The organism is Micromonospora yangpuensis (genome assembly GCF_900091615.1).
Lineage (GTDB): Bacteria > Actinomycetota > Actinomycetes > Mycobacteriales > Micromonosporaceae > Micromonospora > Micromonospora yangpuensis.
This window is the reverse complement of record NZ_FMIA01000002.1, coordinates 2,647,443-2,671,818: the sequence shown is the minus strand read 5'-3', so window position 1 is coordinate 2,671,818 and position 24,376 is coordinate 2,647,443. Positions and strand designations below refer to the sequence as shown.

At 73.2% G+C, this 24,376-nt stretch carries 18 protein-coding genes; all 18 read right to left on the bottom strand.

The annotated features are described in order from the left end of the window. Positions 1-3 precede the first annotated feature (3 nt). The gene (locus tag GA0070617_RS12165; protein WP_091436586.1) at positions 4-1,566 is read right to left on the bottom strand and encodes a lipopolysaccharide biosynthesis protein; all 1,563 of its coding nucleotides are present in this window, start codon (positions 1,564-1,566) and stop codon (positions 4-6) included. Continuing rightward, positions 1,563-2,912: an O-antigen ligase family protein gene (locus GA0070617_RS12160; RefSeq protein ID WP_091436584.1), complete on the bottom strand. Its 1,350-nt coding sequence runs from the start codon at positions 2,910-2,912 to the stop codon at positions 1,563-1,565. The genes GA0070617_RS12165 and GA0070617_RS12160 overlap by 4 nt, the downstream gene beginning before the upstream one ends. Then, positions 2,905-4,584, bottom strand: a complete 1,680-nt coding sequence (locus tag GA0070617_RS12155; RefSeq protein ID WP_091436582.1) for a P-loop NTPase family protein — start codon at positions 4,582-4,584, stop codon at positions 2,905-2,907. Before GA0070617_RS12155 ends, GA0070617_RS12160 begins: the two co-directional genes overlap by 8 nt. Next, positions 4,577-5,128 (bottom strand): acyltransferase, encoded by a 552-nt coding sequence (locus tag GA0070617_RS12150; protein ID WP_091446295.1) that lies wholly within the window; start codon positions 5,126-5,128, stop codon positions 4,577-4,579. The genes GA0070617_RS12155 and GA0070617_RS12150 overlap by 8 nt, the downstream gene beginning before the upstream one ends. A 96-nt stretch (positions 5,129-5,224) precedes the next feature. Further along, positions 5,225-7,153, bottom strand: coding sequence for a hypothetical protein (locus tag GA0070617_RS12145; protein WP_373868344.1), 1,929 nt, complete (start codon positions 7,151-7,153; stop codon positions 5,225-5,227). A 205-nt stretch (positions 7,154-7,358) separates the two neighbouring features. Beyond that, a complete protein-coding gene (locus tag GA0070617_RS12140) occupies positions 7,359-9,086 on the bottom strand; it encodes a glycoside hydrolase (protein ID WP_091436580.1) in 1,728 nt (575 codons plus the stop codon). A gap of 126 nt (positions 9,087-9,212) precedes the next feature. Continuing rightward, a complete protein-coding gene (locus GA0070617_RS12135) occupies positions 9,213-10,085 on the bottom strand; it encodes a shikimate dehydrogenase family protein (RefSeq protein WP_091446291.1) in 873 nt (290 codons plus the stop codon). Positions 10,086-10,177: 92 nt separating this feature from the next. Then, positions 10,178-10,537 carry a hypothetical protein gene (locus tag GA0070617_RS12130; RefSeq protein ID WP_229688301.1) on the bottom strand — a complete coding sequence of 120 codons (360 nt, stop codon included), beginning with the start codon at positions 10,535-10,537 and terminating at the stop codon, positions 10,178-10,180. 143 nt (positions 10,538-10,680) lie between these two features. Beyond that, on the bottom strand, positions 10,681-11,901 hold the full coding sequence (mltG, locus tag GA0070617_RS12125; RefSeq protein ID WP_091436574.1) for an endolytic transglycosylase MltG: 1,221 nt from the start codon (positions 11,899-11,901) through the stop codon (positions 10,681-10,683). Continuing rightward, entirely contained in the window at positions 11,901-12,347 is a 447-nt protein-coding gene (gene ruvX / locus GA0070617_RS12120) for a Holliday junction resolvase RuvX (RefSeq protein WP_229688302.1), read from the bottom strand. The genes mltG and ruvX overlap by 1 nt, the downstream gene beginning before the upstream one ends. Before the next feature lie 86 nt (positions 12,348-12,433). Beyond that, positions 12,434-15,112: an alanine--tRNA ligase gene (gene alaS, locus GA0070617_RS12115; protein ID WP_091436572.1), complete on the bottom strand. Its 2,679-nt coding sequence runs from the start codon at positions 15,110-15,112 to the stop codon at positions 12,434-12,436. Continuing rightward, complete coding sequence (locus GA0070617_RS12110; protein WP_091436570.1) at positions 15,109-15,414, bottom strand: DUF6167 family protein; 306 nt, start codon at positions 15,412-15,414, stop codon at positions 15,109-15,111. Before GA0070617_RS12110 ends, alaS begins: the two co-directional genes overlap by 4 nt. Beyond that, positions 15,411-15,905 carry a DUF948 domain-containing protein gene (locus tag GA0070617_RS12105; protein ID WP_091436567.1) on the bottom strand — a complete coding sequence of 165 codons (495 nt, stop codon included), beginning with the start codon at positions 15,903-15,905 and terminating at the stop codon, positions 15,411-15,413. The genes GA0070617_RS12110 and GA0070617_RS12105 overlap by 4 nt, the downstream gene beginning before the upstream one ends. Before the next feature lie 159 nt (positions 15,906-16,064). Further along, positions 16,065-16,700: a hypothetical protein gene (locus tag GA0070617_RS12100; protein WP_091446287.1), complete on the bottom strand. Its 636-nt coding sequence runs from the start codon at positions 16,698-16,700 to the stop codon at positions 16,065-16,067. A 2,840-nt stretch (positions 16,701-19,540) separates the two neighbouring features. Then, positions 19,541-21,088, bottom strand: coding sequence for a replication-associated recombination protein A (locus GA0070617_RS12095; protein ID WP_091436564.1), 1,548 nt, complete (start codon positions 21,086-21,088; stop codon positions 19,541-19,543). A 76-nt stretch (positions 21,089-21,164) separates the two neighbouring features. Then, on the bottom strand, positions 21,165-21,341 hold the full coding sequence (locus tag GA0070617_RS30530) for a hypothetical protein (RefSeq protein WP_175440506.1): 177 nt from the start codon (positions 21,339-21,341) through the stop codon (positions 21,165-21,167). 96 nt (positions 21,342-21,437) lie between these two features. Then, the gene (locus GA0070617_RS12090; protein WP_091436561.1) at positions 21,438-22,253 is read right to left on the bottom strand and encodes a sugar nucleotide-binding protein; all 816 of its coding nucleotides are present in this window, start codon (positions 22,251-22,253) and stop codon (positions 21,438-21,440) included. Between the two features lie 102 nt (positions 22,254-22,355). Continuing rightward, positions 22,356-24,176: an aspartate--tRNA ligase gene (aspS, locus tag GA0070617_RS12085; RefSeq protein ID WP_091436558.1), complete on the bottom strand. Its 1,821-nt coding sequence runs from the start codon at positions 24,174-24,176 to the stop codon at positions 22,356-22,358. Positions 24,177-24,376: the final 200 nt, after the last annotated feature.

Here is a 24,376-nt window from a genome sequence, read left to right as displayed (position 1 = left end):
TGCTCACCTGCCCTTCGTGGGTTGGGTCGGGACGGGGTTCGGCCCGCCCCGGATCTGCGTCAGGATCGCCCGGATGCCACGCCGCACCCGGGGCACCGCCACCAGGGCGACCGCGCCGGTCACCAGCACGGCCAGCGCCACCACCAGCCCGGGGATCCCCCGGCCGGCGACCAGCACCCCGAGCGCCGAGGCCGCCCCGACGCCGGCGACGGTGAGCAGGGCGGCCCGGCCCATCGCCCGGTCGGTCAACGGCTGCCCCACCGTCCGGCGGGCACAGCTGAAGGCGATCAGGTTCTCGGTGGCGATCCCGGCCCCCCAGGCGAGGGCGGCGCCGGTCGCGCCGTACCCGGGAATCAGGGCGACGCCGAGGGTGACGGTGCCGGCCAGTCCGGCCACCGCGGCGGCCAGGTGCAGGCCGCTGTGCCCGCCCATCAGCAGCAGGCTCTGCACGTTGCCGACCCCGGTGTTGACAAGCATCGCCAGGGCGAGCACGGTCATCGCGGTGGCCCCGGCGGCGAACTCCGGCCCGAAGAGCTGGAGGAAGGCCAGCCCGAAGACGGCGAGCAGCAGGTAGACCGGCCAGGACAGCACGAGCGCCCAGGTGGTCAGCTGCCGGTGCACGGTGGCCGCCGCCGCCCGTTCCCCCCGGCCGAGCAGCCGCGACAGTTGGGGCGACACGGCCACCCGCAGTCCCTGCATGGCCAGCTGACCGGCGAGCACGTAGCGGCCGACCGCGCCGAAGACACCGGCCTGGGTCTGGTCGGCAAGCGCCGAGGTGAGCAGCACCCCGACCCACATGCTGCCGGCGTCGATCGCCGCCGAGGCGGCCCGGGGCAGCGCGAAGCCCCAGAACGTCGACCAGTCCGTGCGCCGGGGCCGCAGCGGCACCGCCCGGCCCAGGCCGACCGGCCCGGCGACCAGCGCCAGGCAGGCCAGCAGGGCGATGCCGGCCGGGACGAGCCAGCCGGTCAGGCCCAGCACCAGGCCGCCGCCGACCAGGGCCACCGCGCCGACCAGCAGCGGCCGGGTCACCGGCAGCAGGAAGAACTGCACGGCGACGTACGCGCGGATCGGCCGTACACAGCGCAACGCCGCGAGCAGCAGGGTCATCGCGACCACCACCGGCACCGCCACGAACGCGGCGACCAGCAGTGGCCGGCCGGCGTCACCCGAGCCGTCGAGGAGCAGCCCGGCGAGTCCGCCGGCGGCCACCACCCCACCGACGGCGACCAGGAGCGCGATCAGCAGCGGCGGGACCAGCGCCACCGGCAGCAGCCGGGCGGCGTCACCGTCCGGGCCGGTCCGCCGCCGGGGTAGCGCCCACATCAGCCCGGTCTCCGCGCCGAGGGTGCAGACCGCGGTGGCGACGGTGACCACCCCGATCGCCGCGAAGAAGGCACCCGAGCCGGCCGTACCGTAGCCCCGGGTGATCACCACCGCCAGGACGAAGCCGAAAAGTCCGCTGGTGGCCGCCCCGACCAGACCGGCGGCGCCGCTGCGGGCGCTGCGTCGGGTCTCGGTGGCGTCGTCGGCCGGCTGGTCGGCGCGGGGCGCGACGGCGGTCACGCGGGCACCGCCACCGGGGTACGACGGACCCGGTCACCGATGACGGCGCGTTCCCGCTCGGTAAGCGCCATCGAGAAGCAGATCACGAAGAACGCCAGCGCCAGGTTCTGGTTGGCCATCCCGTAGAACGGCACCTGGACCAGGCAGACCACCGGCACCACGGCCAGCCACTGACCCGGCGGTGAGACCGCCCGGGAACAGACCAGGTACGCCAGCACGAACCAGGCGAGGAAGCAGAGCAGCGCGGGCACCCCGTGGCTGAACAGCACCATCCACAGTTGACCCTGGGTGCCGATCGGCGCGTCGGCCGAGACGGTGTCCACGTTCACCGGCGCGCCGTAGCCCAGCCACGGCGAGTCGCGGACCCGGTCGAGCACCTCGGTGTAGAGCGAGAGCCGGTCGGTGTTGGTGTCGCTGGACTCCACCCGGTTGCTGATCAGGTCGACGACCGGGATGAAGAGGGTGGCCACCGCGCCGAGCACGGCGACCCCGACGATCGAGGCCGCGACCCGGATGTTGCCCCGCAGGGCGGCCCGGATCCCGAGCACGGCCAGCCCGACGCCGAGACTGAGGAACATCGCCCGGTTCAGGGTGAGGAAGGCCGGTGCCAACGACAGTGGCAACGAGCCCAGCAGCACCCAGCGCAGCAGCCCCCGGCGCAGCAGCATGCTGAGCGCCACCACGCAGGGCAGGCTCATCGCGTACGCGCTGCCGTAGTTGTTGGTGTACGCGTACGGCGCGGCGGGTCGGTAGATCGGGTTGAGCGAGCGTGGGCTGAACTCGGCGGTGGTGAGGTGGACCATGTCCTGGATGAACGGGGTGTTGGCCAGGCCGGCGGGCAACAGCACCTCCATCGGCGTGGTCATCGCGAAGCGGGGCACCAGCACCCCCAGCCAGCCCAGGGTGACCAGGCCGAACCAGAAGGCGCAGAGCGGCATCAGCACCGTCACCTGGCGGGGGCGCTCCCGGGCCGCGGCGTAGACGTAGCAGCCGACGATGAGCGCGGTCAGGTAGAACGCCAGCCGCAGGGCGAAGGTCAGCAGCGAGGCGGCGTTCTGCAACTGGGTGGCACTGACCACGACCAGGGCGAGAAAGAGCAGCCACCCGCCCGTTCCCGGGGGCAACGGCACCCGGCCCCGGGTGACCAGGATGGTGAGCAGCAACGCGCCGAGCAACGGCCAGCCCAGGTAGAACGCTCCGGTCAGCCACCAGAGCGGCACCAGCCCGAACATCACCGCCAGCGGCCAGACCGGCAGCAGCGGCACCACGGCGGCCGACGGCAGGACGGGCCCCGACGGTCCGACGGCGGCCGACGGTGGTGGGCCGTCGGCGCGCGGGTCAGCCATGGCTGCCGCGGGTCAGCACGAAGCCGATCGGGCTGACCCCGGCCGCCCGCAGCCGCTCCACCAGCCGCCGGAGGTCGGTCTGTCGGGTGCGGTCCTGCACGACCACGATCACCGCGGTGCCCTGCCGGGCCAGCGCCACCCCCCGCTCGTCGGACTCGGCCGGTGGCGCGTTGTAGAGCACCAGCGGTTGGCCCACTGCCTGCCGGGCGGTGCCGATCCGGACGCTGCCCGGGCCCACCGTGATCTCCGAACCGTCGCCGGCCGGCTCGGCGCCGCCCCGGCGGGCGTCGACGATCCGCCCGGGGGCGGCGGCCCGACCGGAGGTGACCCGGGGCACGATCGCGGTGGCGTCCGGGTCGCCGGAGGTACGGGCGGCGGCCGGGTACGGCGAGGGCCGCCGGTTGGGCGCCGTCCCGGCACCCGCCGTCCCGCCCGCCGCGGTGGGCACCGACACCACCCCGGTCCCCCGCACCGGCGGTGCCGTGCCGTTGGGCAGGTGTGGCTGCTGCGCCACCGCGACCCGGTCGAAGGGCAGCCGGTTGCTGCCGGCCAGCACCGCCTCGCGCAGCCGGCCGGCCCGTCCGCTGTCGTCGGCGACGAAGACCGGACGGCCGTCGGCGGCGAGCGCCACCGCGAGCCCGGCCGTGGTCGCGGTCGAGTCCTCCCGGGTGGTCAGCACCGCCACCCGGGCCGGCGAGCTGACCTGCGCGGCGATCGCCATCGCGACGTAGCGGACGTCGGCGTCGACCAACTGTGCCCGGCCGGGCACCCGCCGCCGCCGGACGGTGCCCAGCAGTGGCAGTCCGGTGACCTCCCGCCCGTCGGCCACCGTGCGGATCCGCCTGTCGATCGACTCCCAGCCGTACGCGGCGACCACGCCGATCAACGTCCCGCCGAGCAGGCCGGCGAGCAGGTAGAGCATCCGGCTGCCGTCCCGGTTGGCCAGCTCCGGCTCGGCGGTCTGGGTCAACCAGCCCGGGTTCACGTCGACGGCGGCGATCTCGCTGCGCGCCGAGTTGAGCTGGGTGAGCTGGTTGTTGACCGCGGCGAGTTCGCTGACCGCCGCGTCGGCGGCGGCGGTGCCCCGGTTGCGGTCGATCCGCTTCTGCAGCGTGGTCTGCTGCTCGGTGACCTTGGCGATGCTCGCGTCGTAGGAGCGCAGCATCTCGTTGCGCTGACTCTCGTACATCTCCCGGCGCACGTCCAGGTAGGAGCGGGCGGCGACGTTGACGGTCTCCACCGACTCGTCGACGGTGCGGCCCTGGTAGACGAAGCGCAGGATCTGCCCGCCGGTGGGTACCTCGACCTCCAGCGCGTTGCGGACCTCCACCGAGGGACGACCGACCGCCTCGGCGATCCGGCTGACCACGTCGGTGCCGGTGGCGATGCCGCTCTCCACGTTCATGTTCACCGACCGGTCGGGGCTGCCGCCGGTCGGGGTGAACGCGTCGGTCACCACCGGACGTACCGCCACCACCGCGCTGGCGGTCACCGCCGCCGGGGCCAGCATGACGAAGGTGAGGGCGGCGAGCAGGCCGGAGCCGGCGATCGCGGCCACCAAACGGATCCGGTGCAGCGGCACCCGCAGCACGTCGGTGATGGTGACGGTACGGGCGGGTGGGCCGGTCGGCCGGTCGGCCGGGGACCATCCGGCGGAGGCGTGCTCAGTCATGGAACTTCTTCACCGTCTGTTGGGGATTGCCGACGACGACGACCCGGGGTGGCACGTCGGACCGGACGACCGTGCCGGCGCCGACGACACTGTCGTCGCCGATCCGCACGCCCTTGAGAACCAGCGCGTGGGTGCCGATCCAGACGTTGTCGCCGACCACGATCGGGGCGCGGGTGGCCGCGGTCGGCGGGGCGTGCCGCAGCTCGGGGGGAAGGTTGTGGAAGTCGTTGTCCAGCAGCTCGCAGTCCGAGAGCAGGCACCGGTCACCGACGGTCACCGAGGTCCAGGCACCGATCCAGGTGGCGTTGAGCAGGCAGTCCGCGCCCACCCGCACCTCACCCGGCCCGGCGAAGCGGACCAGCTTGTTCACCCTGGTCCGGTCGCCGAGGGTCACCCGCACCCCGCGGCGCAGCCGGAGCCGGCCGCGGATCTCGACGTCCCGGCCGAGGGTCAGCCGACGGTAGCGCAGCCGATACCACACCCGCCGGAGCGCGAACACCGCGCGTAGCAACGGCCCCCGCCGGGTCTGAGCGACGCCAGCCAACACACCCTCCCCACCGTCTCGGGGGCCGGCGACGCGACTGCGTCGCCGGCCCCCGGTCGACCAATCTACCGAGAAACCATCACGATCGGTCGATCCTTACTGTACGGAGAAGAACATGGCCGACTGCGACCAGGTCAACCCCGGGCTCGGCGCCGCGAGCACGGTGGCCGCGGTACCGGTCACCACCGGCGCGGCCGTCGGATCGAACGGCACGGCACGCAGCGTACCGTCGGTGTGTCCATAGACGATCCGCCCGTCCACCCAGGCCATCCCGCGCACCGCCGACCAGGTCATCCCGGTGGTCGGGGTGCTGAACTCGGTGGCGCCGAGGTAGTTGCCGTCGATCTCGAAGTACCGGTGGTACAGCGCGTTGGCCCCGGTCCGGGTGTAGTAGAGCTGACCGTCCAGGTAGAACGCGCCGGTCAGGTTCGCCGCGTTGAACCAGTCGTTGTAGCCCGACGCCTCCCACGACGCGCCGATCGCCGTACCGTTGTAGAGCGAGATGTCGATCCGGCTGCCACTCGGGGCGCCGGTCACCGTACGCGCCCAGTAGATCCGGTCGTCGACCTGCCAGGTGGCGCCGGCGTTGGTCCAGTTCGGCTGGCTGACCACGGTCGCCGTGCCGAGGGTGGTGCCGTCGAACGGGACCTTGGCCAGCTCACCGTTGGCCGTCCGCAGGTGCAGGTTGCCGCTGCCGGCCGGCTGCGGGTTCTTCGGGGTGACGGTACGTCCACCGGCGAGCGGGAACATGCCGAGCCGGCCGTGGTACTCGTTGCCCATCCCGTCGGAGTTGTGCCCGAAGTAGATCCCGTCGGTGCCGCGCCAGATCACCGGTACCGAGGAGCCCCAACTGCTGGCCCCGGTCGGCAGCGACGAGGCGGTACGGCGCGGGTTCCAGTTCAGCGGCATGCCGGTGGCCGGGTTGACCGCCCCGATGCCGAGCCGGTCGATCGCCCCGTTGCCGGCGACGTCACTGGCGTTGGGGTTGTTCAGCCAACGGAAGTGCCCACCGAGGTAGATCACCCCGTCGGCGACCTCGACCGAGGTGATGGTGTCGTTGCCGGTGAAGTTGACCCAGGTGGCCACCTGCCCGGTCCCCCGCGCGGCGGTCTCGAACCGGACCAGTGCGTCGCAGTACGCCGACGGCCAACCCGACCCGCCGTTGGTGCCGACGACGAACCAGCTGCCGTCCGCGCCGAACCTCACGTCCTGCACGTAGTGCACGAAGGTCGAGGGGCTGCCGCACCCCGCGACGAACTTCTCCGAACTCCAGTCGATCACCGAGGGCGTCCCGGTCAGGTCCACCAGCGCGATCTGGTTGCGGGGCAGGTCGTTGAGGAGGGTGAAGTTACCGCCGACGACCAGGGTGTTGCCGTCCGGGGAGACGTCGATCGCCCAGACGTACGAGTTGGTCTCGTGCCGGCCCACGGTGGCGTTGACGTTGAACGTCGGGTCGATCGCACCGGTGGTCGCGTTCAGCCGGGCCAACCCGGTGTGCGCGGTGCCGTTGAGCCAGTTGAACGCGCCGGCGACGTACAGGTCGTTGCCGTGCAGCACCAGGTCACGGACGTTCCCGCCGTCGGAGCGACCGACCCAGCTGTCGATGATCGCGCCGGTGGTCGGGTCGAGCGCGACCAGGTTGCGGCGGGCGATCCCGTTGACGGTCTTGAAGGCGCCACCGACGATGACGGTGCCGCCGGGGCCGGCGATCAGGGTGTTGACCGCCCCGTCGAGCACCGGCAGGAACGTGGTGGAGATCGCCCCGGTGCCGCGGTGGTAGGCGAACAGGTAGCGCTGGGTGGTCCAGGTGGCGGTGGCGGTGAGGCGGATCTGGGTGAAGCTGCCGCCGACGTAGACCATGTCGCCCACCTGGGCGAACGCGCGGGTCTCACCGTCACGGGCGTGTGGCGTGTGGTCGGCGGGGTTGGCCGAGACGAGGGTGGCCGGCGCGGGCGCCGGGACCACGGCGGCGGACGCCGCGGCGGGTGCGGTCAACACCGTGAGGCCGACCACCACCGCGAGCAGCGTCGCGCGGGCACGGGTGGTTCCGGCGGTACGCCGGAGAAGGGAGGGAACGGGCACGCTGTGCCTCCTGGGAGGGCCAACAGAACGTGCGTAGCGTGCCTTGTCCAGCGCCACAAGGGAAATCCGCCGATTGGGCGGTCACTGAATCCGGTAACCGACAGCGACGTGGACGGTCCATACCGGCCACGTCACTGTCGGGCCGAGGTCAGTCGCGGGTGCTCCGCGCGGTCGGCTGACGCAGATAGGAGTCCCGCCCGGCCTGGGCGAAGCCGGCCACCGCCGAGGCGTTGTGGTTCATGGTCATGTCACAGGTGCTGGACTTGCGGGTCATCCCCGGCGAGTTGAAGTAGATCGCCGCCTTGATCTTGGGGTGGGCCTTCAGGGCCGCCGGGAACTCCTCGAACCACCGGCGCTTGGCCCCCGGGTCGTCCGGGTGCAGGTTGGTGCCGAACTCGGCAAGCATCCGGGGCTTGCCCGCGCCCACCCCGTTGTCGTCCAGCCACCGGTAGAAGCCACCGACCGTCTCGTGCGGACTCTTCCACACCGTGCTGCCGTTGCAGACCTGGAAGTTGTACGGGTCGTAGCCCACCCAGTCGACGTACCGGTCACCGGGGTAGAGGCCGACGTACCGGTCGTGGTAGCCGGACCAGCCCATCATCACCCACACCCAGACGGCGTTGGACGCCCCGGCCCTGGCGAACCGGTCGTGCACGTACCGCCAGGCGCGGACGAAGTCGGCGTCGCTGCCCTTGGCCGGCTCGTCCTCCGGCTCGTGGTCGAAGCCCATGAACACCGGCGCCCCGACCGCCTTGATCCGACCGGCCACCGCGTCGATCGTCTCGTCGTGCCGGCCACTGTAGACGTCCGCCCAGGTGAACGTCGTACCGGTGGAGAAGTTCCGGGACTCCCAGGCGAAGAAGAGCAGCCTGCCCTCGCGCAGCTGCTGCTGCTCGTACGGGTCGGGGAAGGCCCCGTTGCTGCCGGCGTTGGAGAAGTCGTGGTAGCGGTGCACCACGTCGAACTTCCGCCCGACCTGGGCCTCCACATCGGCCACCGCCTGGCCGTGGTCCCACCCGTTGCCGGCCGAGGCCGGCGAGTACATCCCCCACCAGGCGCCGCAGGAGGGCACCAGCTTCGCCGACACCGTCCCGCACCGGCCCGAACCGTTGGCCGGGGCGGTGGTGCTGGGCGTCGCCGCGGGGGTGGTCGCCGACGGGCGGGGGGTGCTCGGCTCGACGCGCGGCGTCGGGCTGGCCGGCGCGGTGGTCGCCGGGGTCGAGGTGGCCGGCCGGGTGGCCGGCACCGTCGGGGACGCGGTCGGCGCGACGTCGTAGTCGACGAGCAACCGGGGTCGCAGCTCCGGGTCGCGGTTCTCCCGGGACGCCCAGTAGAGCCGGGTGTCCAGACCGGACTGGGCCAGGGACACCGTCCAGTTGCCGTTGCCCCGCACCAGCGCCGAGACGTCCCACTCGTTGAAGCCCTCGGCCACCCGGGACACCGAGTCCAACGCGGTGACCGGCTCCACCGGCGCGGGCCGGGCCTGCCGGGCGTCCACCGGGGAGGCGTACGCGGTCACCGTGGCGGCGGCGTCCCGCCAGGCGTACACCCGCAGGGTGGCCCGCAGGCCCACGGCGGTGGCGGGCACCCCGCGCACCGCGAACTCGACCACCGCGTCCCGGGCCCCGCGCGGGTTGCCGTCGCAGGGCGCCGGGCAGGTGGCCAGGGACGTCTTGACCCCGTTGTCACCGTCCTGCGGCACCGTCGTGGCGGTGGTGTCGGCCACCGCCACCAGGGCGGGATCGTCGGCAGCCAGCAGCGGCATCATGGTGGCCACCAGAGCGCCCACCACCGCGACGCCGAGCACCCCGAGAACGGCTGCCTTGCGTCGGGGACCGGCGTGCCGGGTGAGGCGGTGAATCCCGTGCCTGTTCAAGGGACACTCCCTGTGTCGACTGTGGTACCGGGTGCAGCCTAACCAGGAGGGTCGCGGGACGTCACACGTACAGCTACGGGTAAGCGCGTCTTAACCCAAAGCTAAGAAACGGGGGGCCGTGGCCGGTCAACGACGGGCGGCCAGCAGGGCGGCGCGCATCGCCGGCACCGGCGCGGGAACCCCGGTGAACTGTTCGAACTGACCGACGGCCTGGGCCAGCAGCAGGTCCAGCCCGGAGACGACACGGCAACCGGCGGCCTGGGCGGCGGCGGCCAACGGAGTCGGCCAGGGATCGTAGAGGGCGTCGAAGACCACGGTGGACGACCGCCACCGCCACCGGCTGACCAGCGGGTCGGCGACTCCCTTCGGCACGGTGGAGACGAGCACGTCACAGTCGGCGGGTCCGGCCGTAGGGCCCCGATCGGCCGGGTCCCCGCCGGTCCGGTCCCAACCGGCCGGGTCCCCGCCGGTCCGGTCCCAACCGGCCGGGTCCCAGCCCGCGCCGGTCAGTGGCAGGTCGAGGGCGGCGGCGACCGGGCGCAACGCGTCGACGGCCGCCGCCCGGCGGGCCACCACGGTCACCCCGGCGGCACCGAGCCGGGCCGCCGCCGCCAGCGCCGCCCGCGCGGTACCGCCGGCACCGAGCACGGTCACCGTGGCACCGGCGCGTACGCCGGCGGCGGTCAGCACCTCGACCATGCCGGTGACGTCGGTGTTGTCGGCGTACCAGGAACCGTCGGGGCGGCGTACCAGGGTGTTGGCGGCACCGACGGCGGCGGCCAGCGGGGAGACCTCGTCGGCCACCGCGAGCGCCGCCTCCTTGCCGGGCATGGTCACCGACAGGCCGGCCCACTCCGGGCCGAGGCCGCCGACCAGGCCGGCGACCTCGGACTCGGCGCACTCGATCCGGGTGTACGACCAGCCGGTCAACCCGGCCGCCACGTACCCGGCGGTGTGGATCACCGGGGAGAGCGAGTGCGCGATCGGCTTGCCGACCACCGCCGCCCGTCTCACCACGTCCCCGTCAGCCTTCCGTCCGTGTGACCGCCACGCTTTCAGCGGTGACCAGACTATCTCGGATTCCGGCTGGGTCAGTACAGGGTCTTCGGTGCCGAGCAGTTTCCCACCCCGGTACGACAGATGCGGTAGGAGTACTGCGCTCGACCGAAGGTGGCGTGCTGCTCGGTGGCGGTGCAGACCGACGGTCCCTGCCAGTTCCAGGTGCTCGATCCAGGAGCACGCACCTGCCAGCGGGCGCAGTGCCCGTCGGTCAGCGGATCACGCGCATAGAGATTCCAGTCACCGTTCTTGATGTACACCGCCCGCCCCACCGCTCCGGTGGTGCTGAAGTGCTCGGTCGCCGCCGCCTGGGCAGGAACTGGCACCAGGACCAGGGAGACCCCGATCCCCGCCACCACTCCGACCGCCAGCCGTCCCAGAAGAGATCTCACCCCGTGCCTCCCCGTATAGCGTCCACTGGGGACGCTACCGCCGGGCGAATCACACGTCAACGTCCCACTACCGTGCGTGAGGCGGGGTCGGAGACCGCCACGACCGGCCAGGGTCGAGCTGCTTGCCTGCGAGGCGGCCCGGCTCAGAGGATCCCGTTCTTCTTGGCCTTCTCGATGTTGCGCTCGTGCTCGGCGTTGGTTTCGGCGAAGGCGGAGTGCCCCTCCCTGTCGATCGCCACGAAGAAGAGCCAGGGCCCATCCGGGGGATCCATCGCTCCCTCCAGCGCCAGCTTCCCCGGATTGTTGATCGGAGTGGGGGTCAGACCCGGATGCGAGTGCGTGCTGTACGGATTCTTCGGGTCCCGAATCTCCTCGGTACGCATGTCCTTCGAAGCCTTCGTCGGCTTACCGGTCAACTCCCAGTAGTAGTTCACCGACACGTCGAACTCCAGGCAGCTACAGGGGAAGTTGCCACTGTAGGCCCGGTTGTAGGCAACCCGGGCGATCTTGCCGAGGTCCTCGGCGTTACCCGCCTCGGCCTGCGCCATCGACGCCACGATCAACGCCTCGTACGGGCTGATCCCGCCGCGCTCCTTCTCCACCTTGTCAGCGAAGTCCATGTCACCGGTAACGGTGAGGAAGCGGTCCACCATCAACGAGAGCACACCCTCGGCGGTGATGTTTGGCGGAAGCTCGTAGGTGTCGGGAAAGAGGAAGCCCTCGACCGACTTGCTGACCTTCTTGTCGTCGTTGCGCTTGAACCACCAGTCCGGCACACCGAGTGCCTCCGGGTCCTTCGCCGCCGCCTCGAACTCCTTGACCGGGATCTTCGTCTCCTCGGAAAGAAGCTTGAAGATGCTCTTGGCGGTCCGGCCCTCGGGGATGGTGAGCCCCTTGACGATCTTGTTCTTGAGGTCGAGCAGGGCGGCGACCGCGCTCTCGCCGCTCATCTCCTTGCGGACCTTGTAGGTACCGGGCTGGATGTTGGTGCTGCGGGAGTTATCCGCTGCCGCGTTGACGAACGCCTTGGGGCTCTTCACCACCCCCGCCTCGTGCAACGCGTTCGCCATGTCGGCGATCAACGCACCCTGCTTGATCTCGACGGTCGTCTCACCGGAGCCGGCACCGTCGTAGTCGGGCGTGGTGAAGTAGTTCGACACCCGGTCGAAGCCGTAGTAGGCCCCGCCGCCGATGCCGCCGAGCAGCGCCAGGGCCAGGAAGAGGGCGATCACGGTCTTGCCCGTGCCGCCGGACTTCGCCTTGCCCTTGCCGGTGGCCTTGCGTCTCTCGACGAAGCCACGCCGGTGCCGGCCCTTCTCCCCCCGCTCCTGCTCGTCGAACCCGAGGTCCAGATCGTCGATCATTACGTCCGCCTCCGCTGCGCGTCCAGCCAGCTCTGCAGAATCTCGACCGCGGCGGCCTGGTCGACCACCGCACGTTGGCGCTTCCCACGGACGCCCCGCTCGGACAGCCTACGAGAAGCAACCACGGTCGACATCCTCTCGTCGGTGAGCGATACCGGAACAGGTGCCAGCACCTCGGCCAGTCGCTCAGCGTACGCCGTCACGTGCACCGCCGCCGGCCCGTGTTTTCCGGCGAGGTTGACCGGCAGGCCGACCACCACCTCCACCGCCTCCACCTCGCTGACCAGGCGTTTCAATTCGGCCATGTCGGCCGGTACCGCCTCCGGGGCGGCACCGAGGTCCCGGGCCAGGGTGGCCACCGGGGTGGCGAGCACCCCGTGCGGGTCGGAACGGGCCACCCCGACACGAACCTGACCGACATCCACGCCCAGTCGTACCCCGAACACGCTCCGGCCCTCCCCCAGTAACGCGTCGACCCGGGCCGCGGCGGGGACTGCTCCCCTGTGACCCGGGTCGACGACGGTTGACCACATCACGTGTCGGCGATCGCCTTCTCGACGGTGAGCAGCAGCGTCGGGGCCTCGGCCGCCGGCAGGCCGCCGCCCTGGGCCAGGTCGGCGCTGCCGCCGCCCCGGCCGGAGAAGGCCGCCTTGACCAGGTCGTTGGCGGCCAGGCCCCGGGACCGGGCCGCCGGGTTCACCGACACCACCAGCGACGCCTTGCCGTTGGACCGGGCCGCCACCGCGACCACCGCCGGCCGGGCCGGGTCGATCTTGCCCCGGATCTCCTGGGCCAACGTCCGCACGTCGTTGCCGGCCGCCCCCTCGGGCGCCTCGGTGCCCACGTACGCCACCCCGCGCACGTCCTTGGCCTGGGCGGCCAGCGCCGCCGCCCCGCCCAGCACCAGCTGCGCCCGGAGCTTGTCCAGCTCCTTCTCGGCGTCGCGCAGCTGGGTGACGGTCTGCTCCACCCGGTCGGCGACCTGGTCGCCGGGGACCCGGAACAGCTCGGCCAGCCGGGACACCAGCAGGTGCTCGCGGGCCAGGAAGCCGAAGGCGTCCATGCCCACCAGGGCCTCGATCCGCCGGACCCCCGAACCCACCGACGCCTCGGAGAGGATCTTGACCAGGCCGAGCTGGGCCGAGCGGGCCACGTGGGTGCCGCCGCACAGCTCCCGGGCGTAGTCGCCGACCTCGACGACCCGGACCCGCTCGCCGTACTTCTCGCCGAAGAGCGCCATCGCGCCGATCCGCCGGGCCTCCTCCTGGGTGGTGATGAAGGCGTGCACCTCCAGGTCGGCCAGGAGCACCTCGTTGACCTGCTGCTCCACGTCGTGCAGCACGCTCGGCGCCACCCCGGTCGGGGTGTTGAAGTCGAACCGCAGCCGGCCGGGGGCGTTCAACGAACCGGCCTGGGTGGCCGAGGCGCCGAGGAAGTTACGCATGGTCTGGTGCACCAGGTGGGTCGCGGTGTGCGACCGGGAGATCGCCCGCCGCCGGGTCACGTCGATCTCGGCGTACCCGGTCTCGCCGGCGCGGACCTCGCCCCGGACGACCCGGGCCCGGTGCACGATCAGCCCCGGTACCGGCTGCTGCACGTCGAAGACCTCGACCTGGCCACCGCCGACGGTGATCAGACCCTGGTCGGGCTGCTGGCCACCGCCCTCGGCGTAGAACGGGGTGGTGTCGAGCACCAGCTCGACGGTGTCCCCCTCGGCTGCCGCGCCGACCTCGCCGCCGCCGGCCAGCACCGCCCGGACCCGGGACTCCCGGGTCAGCTCGGTGTAACCGGTGAACTCCACCGGCCCGCCGGCGTCCAGCACCCCCCGGTACGCCGACACGTCGGTGTGCCCGGTCTTGCGCGCCTGGGCGTCGGCCTTCGCCCGGTTGCGCTGGTCGGCCATCAGCCGGCGGAAGCCGTCGGCGTCCACCTGCAGCCCCTGCTCGGCGGCGATCTCCAGGGTCAGGTCGATCGGGAAGCCGTAGGTGTCGTGCAGTTGGAAGGCCTTCTCCCCGGACAGCGCCGGGCGGCCCGCCGACCGGGTCTCGGCGATCGCCGTGTCCAGGATCGTGGTGCCGGCGCGCAGCGTGGACAGGAAGGCCTCCTCCTCCGCGTACGCGTAGTCGGCGATCCGGCCGAACTCGGCGGCCAGCTCCGGGTACGACGGGGCCATGCAGTCGCGGGCCACCGGCAGCAGCTCCGGCAGGGCCGGATCCTGGTAACCCAGCAGCCGCACCGCCCGGATCGCCCGCCGCATGATCCGGCGCAGCACGTAGCCGCGCCCCTCGTTGCTCGGGGTCACCCCGTCACCGATCAACATCAGCGCGGTACGCAGGTGGTCGGCGATCACCCGCAGCCGGACGTCGTCCGGGTGCGACTCGCTGGCCACGTGCCCGGAGTGCGCGCCGTAGCGCTTGCCGGTCAGCTCGGCGGCGCGGGCCAGGATCGGCCGGATCTCGTCGATCTCGTAGAGGTTGTCGACGCCCTGCAGGACCGAGGCCATCCGCTCCAGGCCCATGCCGGTGTCGATGTTCTTGGCCGGCAGCTCACCCACCAGCGGGTAGTCCTTGCCCGCGCCGGGACCCCGCTCGTACTGCATGAAGACGAGGTTCCACAGCTCCATGAAGCGGTCCTCGTCGACCTCCGGACCGCCGTCGAGGCCGTACTCCGGGCCCCGGTCGATGAAGATCTCCGAGCACGGGCCGCACGGGCCGGGAATGCCCATGTCCCAGAAGTTCGGGCCCTTGCCCCGGCGTACGATGCGCTCGGCCGGCACCCCCACCGTGCGGTGCCAGATGTCGTACGCCTCGTCGTCGTCGAGGTAGACGGTCACCCAGAGCCGGTCGGCGTCCAGCCCCAGCCCACCCTGTGCCGACGACGTGGTCATCAGCTCCCAGGCCAGCGGGATGGCGCCTTCCTTGAAGTAGTCGCCGAAGGAGAAGTTGCCGTTCATCTGGAAGAACGTGCCGTGCCGGCTGGTCTTGCCGACCTCGTCGATGTCCGGGGTCCGGATGCACTTCTGCACGCTGACCGCCCGCCGGTACGGCGGAGTCTGCTGCCCGAGGAAGTAGGGCACGAAGGGCACCATGCCGGCCGGGACGAAGAGCAGGTTCGGGTCGTCGATGGCGGGCAGCGGAGCGGACGGCACCACGGCGTGGCCGTTCGCCTCGAAGTGCGCGAGATACCGCCGCTTGATCTCCGCCGTCTTCATCGCTGGTGCTCCTCCGGAAAAATCTCTCGGTCCCCGATCCGCGGGTCCTCCCGCAGCTCGGCGAAGTTGTCGTCGAACGCCTCACCGCGGGCGAACGCCTCGTGGATCTCCTGCTCCCGCTCGGCCATCCCGATCCGGACGTCCTCCACGAAGCTACGCAGCGACTCCACCAGACTGCCAGCGGATTGCGACAGCCCGTCGGCGATACCGGCCGGCGTGTACGCCTGCGCGGTACGGGTCGCCTTGCGGACCACCAGCACGCCCACGGCCACGCCGATGCCCAGCCAGAACAGCCGCCTCATGACCGGTCCCCCAGACCCTGCCCGCCGGCGGAGCGGTTGCTGCGCTTGGCGGCCCGGCGTTGCTGCTTGATCGTGTCGCGCACCTCACGCTCGGTCTCGGCATGCCGCCGGGCGGACGCCGCCTTGCGTACCCCGAAGCCGAAGGCGGCGACCTTGACCAGCGGGTTCGCCGCGGCGGCGGAGACCACGGTGGCCAGGTTCGCCACGTTGGCCGTGACGTTCTGCGCGTGGCTGGTCATCGTGTCGACCTTGGCGAGCTGGAGGTTCACCCCGTCCAGCGAGGTCTGCACCTGCTCCAGCGCGGTGTTGACGTTGCGTACCGTCACGTTGACGTCACCCAGCAACGGCGTGGTCTGCTCGTTGAGGTCACTGATCATCCTGGTCGTGGCGTCCACGGTGTGCCGCAGCCGCAGGATCGGCACCGCCAGCACGACCACCAGCATCAGGAACGCGCCAGCCGCGATCAGGGCAGCGATCTGTCCACCGTCCACGCATGTCCTCCTCAAACAGAGCTAACGAGCCTCGACGTCCTCGCCGGGCGGGCGACCGTCACCGGGTGCCGCGTCGGGCGTGATCCGCCCTGCGTCATCGGCTGGTGGGACCAGCGGCCCCACCAGCCCCAGACCCTACCGTCAGTGATGGAAGTCGGCTCACGACGGTGAGGGGGTCGGCTCGCCCAGGGGGTCCTCGGTCAACGTCGGGTACGGATCCTCACCGGTCAACGAGGGGTCGGTGCTCGGCTGCGGACGGGTCCGGTCGTCGTCGATGGCGTTGCGCACCTTCAGCGACACCGACGATCCGCTGCACTCCGCCGACCGCTCCTGCGGGGCCGGTGAGGGCACGATCGCGGGTTCGCCGTCCACCGGCGGCGGCACGCACGTCGGTTCGCGTACCCACAGGTCGAGGGTCAGCTCGTCGCGCCGCCAGCAGGTGTACGAGCCGTTCGCCGGCTGCTCCGGGCAGCGGTCCACCTTCCAGGGCCGCCACCCGTCAGCGGCCAACGCCTGCTCGTAGGCCTGGGCGGTCTCCGCCGGTGGGCGCTCGGACTCCACGGTGCGCTCGCGCAGCCGGCAGTCGAGCAGACACCAGCGGCTGCCGCTGACGTCGTCCTCGACCCGTACCGCCGCCCAGCCCGGCACGCCGAGGGCGTCGAGGGTGTCGAAGACCGGATCGCGGCTGAGGGTACGGATGCCGAAGTAGAGCGGCAACGCACCGAGCACCAGCACGCTCACCAGGGCCAGCAGGCCCAACCGCAGCCGGCGGCGCTCCCGCAGACGGCGGCGCAGCTCGGAGCGGGCGCCCCCGGCTCCGTCCCCGGCCGTCGCGGTCCGCTCCGCGGCCTCGTCGCGGGCCTGCTCGGCGTCCGGCTCGTCCGTGACGCCGCCGGGGGTCGCCGGTCGGGGACCACCCGGCCCGGTCACCGGTGCGGCGGCGGCCACCCGGGCCACCCCCGCTGCCTGCGAACGGACCGGGGAGGCGGCGACGGCCTGGTCGACGTCCGGCTCCCGCTGCGGCGGGGTCGCCCGCCCCGCGGGGCGCTCGTCGCCGGTCGGCCGGACCGGTGCCGCCGCGCGTGCCACCGCCGGAGGCGGCACCACCGCGGCCGCCCCGACGGTACGTCGATCGGCGTCGGGCCGGACGCCGGCTTCCGGCCCCGGTACCCCCGGTCCCGGAACGTGCGGCCCCGGTACGTGCGACCCCGGTACGCCCGGCCGCTGTGCCTCGGGTGCTGCCCGGCCCGGCCGATGCTCCGGTGCGCCCGGTGCGCCCGGTGCGCCCACCCGATGTTCCTCCGGTGCTGCCCGGCCCCGCCCGACCGGCCCGGTCCCGGGCCGGGGGCCGGGGCCACCGGCGGCGGGAGCGGGCAGAGCCGGCTGCCGGCCGGTCACCGGACGAAGGTGTGGATGCGCCCCGGTCTGCGGTGGCCCGCCCGACCGGTGCTCTCCCGTTGCCGGCCCGCTCGGGCCACCGCTGGTCGGCCCGGACTCCGGACCGGTGGTGGGACGGGTCGGCGCACCGACCGGAGGCGGTCCGGACGTAGGTCGTCCAGACGGAGGCGCGCCGACCTGAGGCGGCATGTCGCCACCGGGGCGGGCCCGACCGACCGGAGCCCGGCCGGAGCCCGGTGGCACCGCCGAACGCCCCCCGGTCTGCTCCTGACCGGAAGGCCGCGGCACGGTCACCGCACCGCCCCGTGGACCGCTCGCCGGCCCGTCCACCGGGGCGCGGCGGGGCCTCGTGGCGTCGGCGGGACGACTGCCCTGCGGGTTCACCGGCCATCGGCTCGGCGGCTCGGCCGGGGCACCCGCCACGGAGTCCCCGTTATCCTCCGCCGCCCGACGACGGCCGTCATCATCAGCCGCCCGACGGCGGCCATCGTCCTCCTCAGCCGCCCGACGGCGGCCACCACCGCCCCGTCCGCGTTCATTGCCGGCGGCGGTCGGGAACGCGCCGGTCGACTGGGGCACGGCGGCGCTGCCGCGCGGCAGCGCCCCGGAGTCCTCCGGCCCGGACACCATGGGGAACCCGCCGCTGCGCCCGTCCCGGGGCACCCCCGCACCGGTCTGTCCACCGGCCGGTGCGGTCGGCTCGTCGGGAATGGCTGGTGCGTTTCCCGACCTCGGCACCGCCGGCTCGTCGGGCTCGGCTGCCCGGCGACGGCCACCGGACCGGGGCACCTCACCGGGACGGGGGGCGTCGCCGGACCGGCCCCGGGAACCGGATGCCGTGGCGCGGTCGTGGTCGCCGCGCGGATCGGGACCGCCGTGGCGGCCGGACTCACCAGGACCGCCGTGGCGGCCGGGCTCCCCGGGGCCGCCGTGGTCGACGGGTGCACCGGTATGGCGGGCTTCACCGCGTTCGCCGGCCGGTGGCGTCACCCGACCCGGGGCACGGTCGCCCGCCTCGGAAGCTGCGGGGTGACGGTGCGGATGGGACTGCTCGGTCGACCGACCGTCCTCGTGCGGCGCTCGCGGTGGCACCGGCGAACCGGGCCAGGGTACGTCCACCGAACGGCGGGGCCCGGCCGGATCCGGGTGGTCCCGGCGAGCGGGGCCCGGTGGCCCAGCCGGTGGCGGTCCGCTGCCGGCACCGGGGCCGGGCGGCACCGGTCCGGCCGGCCCCATCGGCCCACCCGGCGCACCAGGCACCTGAGGCGTCACCGGTCGCACCCCGACCGGAACCGACGCGGCAGCCCGCGTCACGGAAGCCGGCGGGTCCGCAGGACGGCCACCGGGAGGCAGCATGTCCGCAGGACGGCCACCGGGAGGCGGGACGTGGCCAGGACGGGCAGCCGGCGGCGGAGCACTCGCGGTGCGGGGGCCCGGCGCGGGCCCACCCGTGGGGTGGGAGCCGGGAGGCGGGGCAGCGATGGGCGCCGCACCCGGCGGCGGAGCCATCCGGTCCGGGGGGAACCCGGGCGGCTGGTGCTGACCCGGCGGGTCGCCCATCGGCGGGCGCGGAGCCGGCCCCGGACCGGCCTGGACCGGCGGCGCGGGCGGAAGCTGACCCGGCGGTCGCACGTTCTGCGCCGGCCCAGGCTGCGGCCCCGCTGACCCCGGACCATGCGGCGGGCCCACTGACCCAGGACCAGGCGGCGGGCCCACTGGCACCGAACCATGCGGCACCGGACCCTGCGGCACCGGACCCTGCGGCACCGAACCCGGCGGCACCGGAGAGGGAAACGGTCCCGGAGGCGGCACCCGGCCGGCGGGCGTCCCCGGTGGCCCCTGGTCGGGTGGTGGACTCGCGGCGGTGAACCGGCCGGAGGGTGGACCGGCCTCGGGCCGGACGCCGGGTGGCGGCCCGCCACCGGGGCGGGCACCGGGCGTTGCGGAATGGGGCGGGGGTGGACCGGGCGGGGGTGGACCGGCCGGGGGACGACCGGGAGGTCCGGTCAGCGGCGGGGGACCCGCGCCGGGCGGCGACTGCGGATGGGGCAGGTCGGGGCCGATCTCTCCGCGCTGTTCCTTGGCCGACCGCAGGTCGTCGATCCAGCCGAACTCCTCGCCCTGTTCCGGCGGCGGCGGCTCGGCCTCGGCCTTGCCCCGCCCCCAGCGGCGTCCCTTGGGGCGTGGATCACGCCGCTCGTCCGGGCCGTCCTCCGGTTGCTCCGAACCACGGGATCTCACTGCTGACCCTCCCCGACGGCATCTGCGCCGCCCTCCTCGGCCGCGTCGGCGGCCACTGCCCCCGACCGGTCAATGGCCCCCGACCGGTCACGCGTCGCCGACCGACCACCTGACCCCGACGGATCGCGACCCTCTCCCGGGGCCACGCCCCCGGCACCGGGTGCCGGCTGCGGCAGCCCGCGGACGATCCGCCGCAGCAACGGCAGCCGGGTGGCGACCGACCGCTCCGCGCCGTGTCCACCGGGACGGTAGTAGTCGGTACCGACAAGATCGTCGGGCACGTACTGCTGGGTGACCACCCCACGGTGGTCGTCGTGCGGATAGCGGTAGCCGGTGCCGTGTCCGAGCCCCCGCGCGCCGGCGTAGTGGGCGTCGCGCAGTCCCCGGGGCACCGGTCCACCCCGACCGGCCCGGACGTCGCCGATCGCCGCCCCGATGGCGACGGTGGCGGAGTTCGACTTGGGGGCGGTGGCCAGGTGGATCACCGCCTGGGCGAGGTTCAGTTGGACCTCCGGCAGACCGACGTACTCCACCGCGTGGGCGGTGGCGGTGGCCACACTCAGCGCACTCGGGTCGGCCATCCCGACATCCTCGCTGGCGAAGATCACCAGCCGACGGGCGATGAACCTCGCGTCCTCACCGGCGACCAGCATCCGGGCCAGCCAGTGCAGGGCCGCGTCCACGTCGGAGCCGCGCATGCTCTTGATGAAGGCGCTGGTCACGTCGTAGTGGGCGTCACCGGCCCGGTCGTAGCGCACCGCCGCCACGTCGACGGCCTGCTCGGCGGTGGCCAAATCGATCCGGTCGGCGCCCAGCGCCGTCGCGGAGGCGGCTGCGGCCTCCAGCGCGGTCAGCGCCTTGCGGACGTCGCCGCCGGCCAGGCGTACCAGATGGTCCTCGGCCTCGCTCGCCAGCGTGAGCGCGCCGGCCAGGCCGCGCTCGTCGGTGACCGCGCGGCGCAGCAGGCCGCGCACGGCCGCATCGTCCAACGGCTGGAGGGTGAGCAGTACACACCGGGACAACAGCGGGGAGATGACCGAGAAGTACGGGTTCTCGGTGGTGGCGGCGAGCAGCGTGACCGTCCGGTCCTCGACCGCGGCGAGCAGCGAGTCCTGCTGGGTCTTGCTGAACCGGTGCACCTCGTCGATGAAGAGCACGGTCTGCGGGCCGCCCGAGCGGCGCTGCCGACGGGCGGTGTCGATGACCGCGCGGACGTCCTTGACCCCCGCCGACAGGGCGGACATCGCCACGAAGCGGCGGTCGGTGGCCCGGGCGACCAGGTGGGCGATGGTGGTCTTGCCACTGCCGGGCGGGCCCCAGAGAATGACCGACAGCGGCGCGCCACCACCGACGAGCTGTCGCAGCGGAGCGCCCGGGGCGAGCAGATGCTCCTGCCCGACCAGCTCCTCGATGCTCGCCGGGCGCATCCGGACCGGTAGCGGGGCGTCCGTGCCCACGGTGGTGAAGACATCGACGCCGGCCCCGGCGGGGGCGCTGGGCGCGCCGGTCGGCTCACCGAGTGGGAACAGGGCGTCGGAATCCATCAGAGGAACAGTACCGGGCCGGGTCCGCACCGCCTGAATCGCGGCGCGGCCCCGGCCCGGTGATGATCGGTACCGGTCAGCGTCGACCGCGCCGGACCCGGCTGCCGACCCCGCCCAGGTGCAGCGCCAGCAGCAGGAGCCCGATCAGCACGAGAGTGTTCCAGTTGAACAGGTCCGGTGCGCCGAGGTTGGAGTTGATGAGGTCGAGCAGGAGCGCGAAGCCGAAGACGACGGCGGCGACGATGGCGAGCATGGTGGTCCTCCGGTGGGGGTTACCAGTAGGTCGACCGGGATGTACCCCTTCGGTCGGCTCGCCAATCTCCACGGTGGAACTGTCCCGGTCCGGCGCTCAGCGGGTGAGCAGCTCGGTGACGCCGCGCAGGCGGGTGCTCAGCAGGCTGGCGGCCCGGGAGATGTCCAGTCGTACCTCGACCGGGCGGACCAGGCCCGACCCGGCGCTGGTGGCGGTCCGCAGGCCGGCCGGGTCGAGCCCGAACCGGCGGGCCACCAGCAGCCCCAGCCCGGCGCGGCTGACCCCCTCCGGGCCGGCGACGTTGAGCAGGCCGGCGTGATCACCGGCGGCCACCTCCAGCACGGCGGCGGCCAGGTCCGTCACGTCGACCGGGCAGCGGACCTCGTCGGTGAAGAGCGCCGCGCGACCGGCGAGGGCGTCCAGACAGAGCCGGATCTGCGCGCTGCGCTCGTCGCCGACGATCAACGAGGTACGCACCAGCGCCGCCCCCGGGTCGATCGCCCGCACGGCGGTCTCCGCCGCCGCCTTCGCCGCCCCGTACGCGAAGACCGGGGTCGGCACCTCGTCGTCGGCGTACGGCTCGGGGCGGCCGGCGTGCACCGCGTCGCTGGACAGGTGCACCAACCGGGCACCGGCCTCGGCGGCGGCGTAGGCCACGTGGGCCGCGCCGTCGGCGGTGACCGTCCAGTCGTCGTACCGGTAGGGGGTGCTCACCATGGTGGTCGGCCGCACGGCCGCGACCAGGGTGCGCACGGCGGACCGGTCGGTCACGTCCAGCCGGCGCACCTCGACCCCGGGCAGCTCGACCCGGTTGGCGTGGTACGTGCCGACCACCCGTCGCCCCGCCGCGACCGCCTGGCGGCACACCTCACCGCCGAGGTACCCGCTGGCGCCCACCACCAGCAGCGTCACGTCATCTCCTGTCCTGCCGTGCCCCGGTGGCCGGCCGACCTGCCACCGCCCACCGGGGACCGCCGTCGTCCCGTGCTCCTGGCCGCCGTGGGCCGACCAGCCTCAGACCGGGTCGGCCACCGGGGCGGCCGGGCCGGCGGTGCCGGTACGCGGCGCGGCGGCCGGCTTCGGCTTGGCGTCGATGCCCGCCTCCAGCCGCTGCTGGGCGGTTACCGGCGTCGGCGCGCCGGTCAGCGGGTCGAACCCGCCCCGGGTCTTCGGGAAGGCGATCACCTCACGGATCGAGTCCGCCCCGGCGAGCAGCATGCAGACCCGATCCCAACCGAAGGCGATCCCGCCGTGCGGAGGCGCGCCGTACTTGAACGCCTCCAGCAGGAAGCCGAACTTGTCCTGCGCCTCCTCCGGGGTGATGCCGAGCAGGTCGAAGACCCGCTTCTGCACGTCGCCCCGGTGGATACGGATCGACCCGCCGCCGATCTCGTTGCCGTTGCAGACGATGTCGTACGCGTAGGCCAGCGCCCGGTCAGGTGCCTCCTCGAACCGGTCCACCCAGTCGGCGTTCGGCGAGGTGAACGGGTGGTGCACCGCCGTCCAGCCGCCCGTGCCGCCGTTGTCGTCGGAGGTCGGCTCGAACATCGGCGCGTCGACCACCCAGCAGAACGCCCAGGCGCTCTCGTCGACCAGCTTCGCCCGCTTGGCGATCTCGGTCCGGGCCGCGCCGAGCAGCTCCTGCGCCTCCCGGGTGTGCGTACTCGCGGCGAAGAAGATCGCGTCGCCGGGCTTCGCGCCGACGGCGTCGGCCAGCCCGGACAGGTGCTCCTCGGAGAGGTTCTTCGCCACCGGGCCGCGCGGCTGGCCGGTCTCGGCGTCCAGCACCACGTACGCCAGGCCCTTCGCGCCACGCGCCTTGGCCCAGTCCTGCCAGCCGTCCAGCTCCTTGCGGGTCTGGCTGGCGCCGCCCGGCATGACCACCGCGCCGACGTACCCACCCGCGTCGATCGCGCCGGCGAAGACCCGGAACGTGGTGCCGCGCAGGTACTCGGTCAGCTCGGTCAGCTCCACGCCGTAGCGCAGGTCCGGCTTGTCCGAGCCGTACCGGGCCATGGCGTCGTGCCAGGTGATCCGCGGGATCGGCCGGGGGATCTCGTGGCCGGCCAGGTCGGACCAGAGCGCGACGACGATCTCCTCGCCGAGGTCGATCACATCGTCCTGGGTGACGAAGGACATCTCGATGTCGAGCTGGGTGAACTCCGGCTGCCGGTCGGCGCGGAAGTCCTCGTCGCGGTAGCAGCGGGCGATCTGGTAGTACCGCTCCATTCCACCGACCATCAACAGCTGCTTGAACAGCTGCGGCGACTGCGGCAACGCGTACCAGCTGCCCGGCTGCAGCCGCACCGGGACCAGGAAGTCACGGGCGCCCTCGGGCGTGGAGCGGGTGAGCGTCGGCGTCTCGATCTCCAGGAAGTCCCGCTCGTGCAGCACGGCGCGGGCGAGCTGGTTGGCGCGCGAACGCAGCCGCATCGCCTTCGCCGGGCCACCCCGACGCAGGTCGAGGTAGCGGTACCTGAGCCGGATGTCGTCGCCGGCCTCGATCTGGTCGTCCACCGGCAGCGGCAGCGGCGCGGCCTCGGAGAGCACCTCCAGCGCGGCGGCGGTCACCTCCACCTCGCCGGTCGGCAGCTCGGGGTTCTCGTTGCCCTCGGGGCGGCGGGTCACCTCGCCGGTGACCTTGACACAGAACTCGTTGCGCAGCGCGTGCGCGTCCTCTTCGCGCAGGACCACCTGGGCGACCCCGGAGGCGTCACGCAGATCGACGAAGACGACACCGCCGTGGTCGCGCCGGCGGGCCACCCACCCGGCGAGCGTCACCGTCGTGCCGGCGTCGCTGGCGCGCAGGCTGCCGGCGTCATGGGTACGGATCACGGCTTACGTCTCCTCACGTCTAACGGCTGCCCCCGCATTCTGTCAGGGCCCTCCACCGTCCACCCCCACCGGGCGCACCCCACCGTAAGGAAGGGCCCCCGGTTAACGCATCCGGTATAGGAAGGGTCCCCTGTTACCACCTGAGGCCGTCGCCGTGGACCGGAGGGGAACCCGACCTGGCCCGCTCAGCCGCCGTCGGC

Bases quoted from the DNA above. Each gene is read 5' to 3' on its own strand.
- alaS (WP_091436572.1), bottom strand. From the start codon at position 15,112: ATGAAGACGGCGGAGATCAAGCGGCGGTATCTCGCGCACTTCGAGGCG.
- GA0070617_RS30530 (WP_175440506.1), bottom strand. From the start codon at position 21,341: ATGCTCGCCATCGTCGCCGCCGTCGTCTTCGGCTTCGCGCTCCTGCTC.
- GA0070617_RS12110 (WP_091436570.1), bottom strand. From the start codon at position 15,414: ATGAGGCGGCTGTTCTGGCTGGGCATCGGCGTGGCCGTGGGCGTGCTG.
- GA0070617_RS12160 (WP_091436584.1), bottom strand. From the start codon at position 2,912: ATGGCTGACCCGCGCGCCGACGGCCCACCACCGTCGGCCGCCGTCGGA.
- GA0070617_RS12095 (WP_091436564.1), bottom strand. From the start codon at position 21,088: ATGGATTCCGACGCCCTGTTCCCACTCGGTGAGCCGACCGGCGCGCCC.
- mltG (WP_091436574.1), bottom strand. From the start codon at position 11,901: ATGATCGACGATCTGGACCTCGGGTTCGACGAGCAGGAGCGGGGGGAG.
- GA0070617_RS12155 (WP_091436582.1), bottom strand. From the start codon at position 4,584: ATGACTGAGCACGCCTCCGCCGGATGGTCCCCGGCCGACCGGCCGACC.